A 4,367-nucleotide genomic window follows, 5' to 3' on the forward strand; every position below is an offset into this window, starting at 1 on the left:
TTAGCCCGCTGCTCGCCGCGACGCTCGGCGGGTTGCTTGCGACCTGGGTGACGTTCGCGCCGTGCTTCCTCTGGATTTTCCTCGGCGCACCTTATGTCGAGCGGCTGCGCGGCAATCGCGCGCTGTCGGGCGCGCTCGCGGCGATCTCGGCGGCGGTGGTCGGCGTGATCCTCAACCTCGCCCTGTGGTTCGCGATTCATGCCGTGTTCGGCCAGGTCGCGCCAGTCGCGGCAGGCCCGCTGCGCTTCGACGTGCCGGTGCTGGCGAGCGCCGACCCCTGGGCGCTCGCGCTCAGCGTGGCGGCGTGCATCGCGGTGCTGCGCTTCAAGTCGGGTGTCCTCTCGACACTCGGAGTGGCGGCGGGAATTGGGATAGCGCTACGGCTGAGCGGGCTGCACTAGAAAAACGCGTGATAATCCTCCCCCGCCAGGGGGAGGTGGCGCCGAAGGCGACGGAGGGGGAGGTCAGCGCTAAGCTTCAGTGTGTCTTCGGCGCTCGCTCCAAGCTGCGCAGGATTTCGTTCTCTGCAATCGAGCGCAGGTGAGACTTTAGTTGGTTGAGGTTTGCTTGCCGCCCGTCGACTCTTCCGCGTGAGGTCGCCGACCTCCCCCTCCGTCACGCTGCGCGTGCCACCTCCCCCTGACGGGGGAGGATTAGGTCGGATCAAGCCGCTAACCGCCGTCGTGGATACAAGCGCCCGCTACGGCTTAGGCACAATCTCCACCACGTCGAGCAACGACTCAAACCGTGGCTGCGGCAGGACCAGCCGCCAGCGGCGCGGCCCGATCCGCTCGACATAGCCGGCCAGGTCGCGATTGGCGTCTTGCCCGTATTTGAGCGGCTTGGTCTCATCCCCCAGCACCATCGTGCCGAGAAACACGCCGCGCGCGTCTGAATCCGGGAAGATCAGCCCGACGGGCCGTTGCGCGCCCGACACCTTGTAAAAACTCGAAACCGCGCCCTCGTCCGTCACCGCACAATCGACCGCTGGATAGGCCGTGAGGTTGTGCATCGCGGTGCCATTCGCGCCGAGTTTGATGACGCGGCAGCGATAGCCGCCAGGTCGCAGACTGGCCCCCGGCAACACCCGGTCCGGGTCGAACAACGCCGGATCGGCACGGAGCACCGCAAGGTCATCCTTGGCGGTAATCGTTGCCAGCGCGTCGATCCATGCCTGCCGCCAGCCACGCAGTCGCGCCCGATCGGCTGACGTCGCGACCCTGCGCCAGTCGGTGACGATCTCGCCACCGGGCACGACCGCACGCGCCGGCGCAATCTGCACCTCGATCGTCTTCTTGCCCTTGCCGCCGCATCCCAAGAGCAGGGTTGCCGACAGCGCACACAAGACCGATCCGGCAATTCGGGCAGAGATATTCAAGGCGATGATTCTTTCGTTGCGACGTACGTCTAACTACCCACGGCCCCCGAAGGTTGCCAATACGCCCTTTGGTCTCAAGCGGCGGTCCAGCCACCGTCGACCGACAGGTTCGCACCCGTAATCGCTTTTGCCTCGTCGCGACACAGGAACAAAGCGAGCGCGGCGACCTGTTCGACCGTGACGAATTCTTTGGTTGGCTGGGCTGCCAGCAGCACGTCATTGATAACTTGCTCGCGGGTCAGCCCGCGCGCCTGCATCGTGTCGGGGATTTGCCCCTCGACCAAAGGCGTCCAGACATAGCCGGGCGAGATGCAATTGACGGTGATGCCATGCGTCGCCGTCTCCAGCGCGATCGTTTTGGTCAGCCCGGCCAGACCGTGCTTGGCCATCACGTATGCCGATTTATTGGGCGAGGCGACGAGCGAATGCGCCGACGCGGTCGAGATGATCCGGCCCCACTTCGCCGCCTTCATCAGCGGCACGGCGGCCTGCATCAGATACCAGGCCGAGGTCAGGTTGATCTTGATGATCGCCTCGAACTTGTCCGCCGGGAAGTCTTCGATTGGCGCGACATGCTGGATCCCGGCATTGTTGACGATGATGTCGGGTCCGCCCAGCTCGGCGTGGCAGCGCGCGACCAGCGCGGCGATCTGGTCGGGCTTGGTCATGTCGGCGGCGTCGTACAGCGCCTTGGCACCGCTCGCGGCTTCGAGCTTAACGCGCTCCGCCTCGATCGCCGCGGCATCGCCGAAGCCGTTGATGACGACGTTCGCGCCCTCGGCGGCAAACACTTTGGCATAAGCGAGTCCGATGCCCGAGGTCGAGCCGGTGATGATGGCGGTCTTGCCTTTGAGGAACATGGCAGGTCTCCGTAGCTGTCGGTCAGGGAATGTGAAGCGGCGTGGGCTTCACCGTCAGGTCGAACGCCGCGCTGGTACCGGTCTCGATATTGTGCGCCACCAATTGCGCGTTCGCCATCGTCTCGGCGACGGCTTGCTGCCCCGCCTCCCAATGCTCGCGCATCGTGCGCGCGGAGAATTCGAAGTCGCGGCTGCCGCCCTCCCACGCATTGGCGCGGTAGATCAGGTGGACGAGGTTGACCGGATGCTCCTGCGACTGTGCGCGCAAGGCGATAACATCGGGATCGTTCGCAAAGGATTCGGGCAGTTTCGCGATGACCTTGCGCGCGAGTTCGCGATCCTTGCGGATGCGCATGACCTGGTCCGACACTTGCCGCGTGCGGCTGGAAAAGCGGATTTCCTTCTCGCGCGCCATCACGTCCATGATTGTGCGCGGGCGTTCGGTCGCGGCCGAGAACAGGTCGATCTGGAAGGCGAGCAGCGCCTCGGTCTGATGATCGAGCACATGCGTCAGCGGCGCGTTCGACACGAGGCCACCGTCCCACCACAGCCGCCCGTCAATCTCGATCGGCGGCAGCCCCGGCGGCAACGCACCCGATGCCATGATGTGGCGCGCATCGATCTTGGTCTCGGTCGTGTCGAAATAATGGAAATTGCCGCTTTCGACATCGACCGCGCCGACCGACAGCCGCACCGGCCCGGTGTTGAGCAAATCCCAGTCGATCAAACCGTCGAGCGTCGCCTTGAGCGGCGCCGAATCGTAGAAGCTCATCGCCTCGGGCGTGCCCGGCACGGCGAACATCGGCGAGACGAAGCGCGGGCTGAAGAATCCCGGCACGCCGGCTGCCAGCACGAACCCGGCCGACCATTCATGCAGGAATTCGCGCATCTGGTCGTTCATGAAGATCGGGAAGCTCGGCAGCGCCGAGGTCACCTTGTCCCAGAACGCCCCCAAGCGCTCAACCCGACGCTCGGGCGGATTGCCCGCGACGATCGCGGCGTTGATCGCGCCGATCGAAATCCCGGCGACCCAGTCGATTTCGATCCCGCTCGCCGCGAGGCCCTCGATCACGCCCGCCTGATACGAGCCGAGCGCGCCGCCGCCTTGCAGCACCAAGGCGACGCAATCGGGCAGCGGCAGGGGGGCCGCCGGCCCCTTGGCCAGCCGCTTGCGTTTGGGTGGGTTCATGTCTCCCATATCGTTCCAATGCCCGTGTTACGGTGCGGAATCAACGCCGTTCGAGCGCGTTCGGTGCCACTGGAAAAGGCGGTTGCAACTCTGCGCGCGCCCAAGCATTCATGGGCGGAGCGGTAACGACCCCGGGACATTCGACCATGCGCCTCGACGATTTCGATCCTAACATCAATGTAGAGGATCAGCGCGGGCAGGGTGGCGGCGGCTTCGGTTTCGGCGGCGGTGGTGGGGGCGGCGGCTTGCTGTTCGGGCTATTGCCGCTGGTGTTCAGCCGCTTCGGCTGCGGCGGTGTCGCGGTGTTGCTGGCGGTGATGTTCTTTTTCGGTGGCGGTCTTGGGGTACTCGGCGGTGGCGGCGGCAGCCAGCAATCTGCGCCCACCGCGCGAGTCGGGCAGCAGCAGGCGGGCACCGACGCCGCGTCGAGCTGCGCGATCAACGCCGCCAGCAAGGCCGCGTGCAACGCCTTCAGCTCGGCCGACCGCACCTGGTCGAAACTGCTCGGGTCCCGCTTCGAAGCGCCCAAGCTCGTCTTCTATGGCGGCAGCGGTCGCTCCGGCTGCGGGGCTGCACAAAGCGCGATGGGACCGTTCTACTGCCCGCGCGACCAGGGCATTTATCTCGACACGACCTTCTTCGACGAACTCGCCAACCGCTTCGGCGCGAAGGGTGATTTCGCGCAATATTATGTGATCGCGCACGAATTCGGCCATCATATCCAGAATTTGCTCGGCACGTCGGATCAAGTCGCGCAAATCCAGCAGCGCGGGAGCGAAGTCGAGGGCAATCGCGCGTCGGTAAAGCTCGAACTCCAGGCCGATTGTTACGCCGGCGTCTGGGCCGCGCAGAACCGGGACCGGCTCGATCCGGGCGATCTCGAAGAAGGCATGACCGCCGCGCAGGCGATCGGCGACGATACGCTGCAAAAGGAAAGCCA

The 4,367-nt window shown here is 65.3% G+C and carries 5 protein-coding genes; 2 read left to right on the top strand and 3 right to left on the bottom strand.

Translation table 11 applies throughout. The features are described 5' to 3' along the window. Nucleotides 1-401: chromate transporter (locus tag ABWP09_RS13220; protein ID WP_353205592.1), on the top strand; the 401-nt coding region annotated here is incomplete at its 5' end. 299 nt (nucleotides 402-700) lie between these two features. Here the strand turns inward: ABWP09_RS13220 and ABWP09_RS13225 are convergent. From ABWP09_RS13225 to ABWP09_RS13235, 3 genes are all read right to left on the bottom strand, one after another. After that, a complete protein-coding gene (locus tag ABWP09_RS13225; RefSeq protein ID WP_353205593.1) occupies nucleotides 701-1,378 on the bottom strand; it encodes a DUF4893 domain-containing protein in 678 nt (225 codons plus the stop codon). 74 nt (nucleotides 1,379-1,452) lie between these two features. Further along, nucleotides 1,453-2,238: a 3-hydroxybutyrate dehydrogenase gene (locus ABWP09_RS13230; protein WP_353205594.1), complete on the bottom strand. Its 786-nt coding sequence runs from the start codon at nucleotides 2,236-2,238 to the stop codon at nucleotides 1,453-1,455. A 22-nt stretch (nucleotides 2,239-2,260) separates the two neighbouring features. Beyond that, nucleotides 2,261-3,436 carry a patatin-like phospholipase family protein gene (locus ABWP09_RS13235; RefSeq protein ID WP_353205595.1) on the bottom strand — a complete coding sequence of 392 codons (1,176 nt, stop codon included), beginning with the start codon at nucleotides 3,434-3,436 and terminating at the stop codon, nucleotides 2,261-2,263. 137 nt (nucleotides 3,437-3,573) lie between these two features. Here ABWP09_RS13235 and ypfJ point away from each other — a divergent pair. Continuing rightward, nucleotides 3,574-4,367, top strand: a 794-nt coding sequence (gene ypfJ, locus ABWP09_RS13240) for a KPN_02809 family neutral zinc metallopeptidase (RefSeq protein WP_353205596.1), incomplete at its 3' end; no start/stop codon positions are given.

Origin of the sequence: Sphingomonas sp., from assembly GCF_040398505.1 — a bacterium.
Classification (GTDB): domain Bacteria; phylum Pseudomonadota; class Alphaproteobacteria; order Sphingomonadales; family Sphingomonadaceae; genus Sphingomonas.

Coding starts and splice junctions, on each gene's coding strand:
- ABWP09_RS13230 (WP_353205594.1), bottom strand. CDS start 2,238: ATGTTCCTCAAAGGCAAGACCGCCATCATCACCGGCTCGACCTCGGGC.
- ABWP09_RS13235 (WP_353205595.1), bottom strand. CDS start 3,436: ATGGGAGACATGAACCCACCCAAACGCAAGCGGCTGGCCAAGGGGCCG.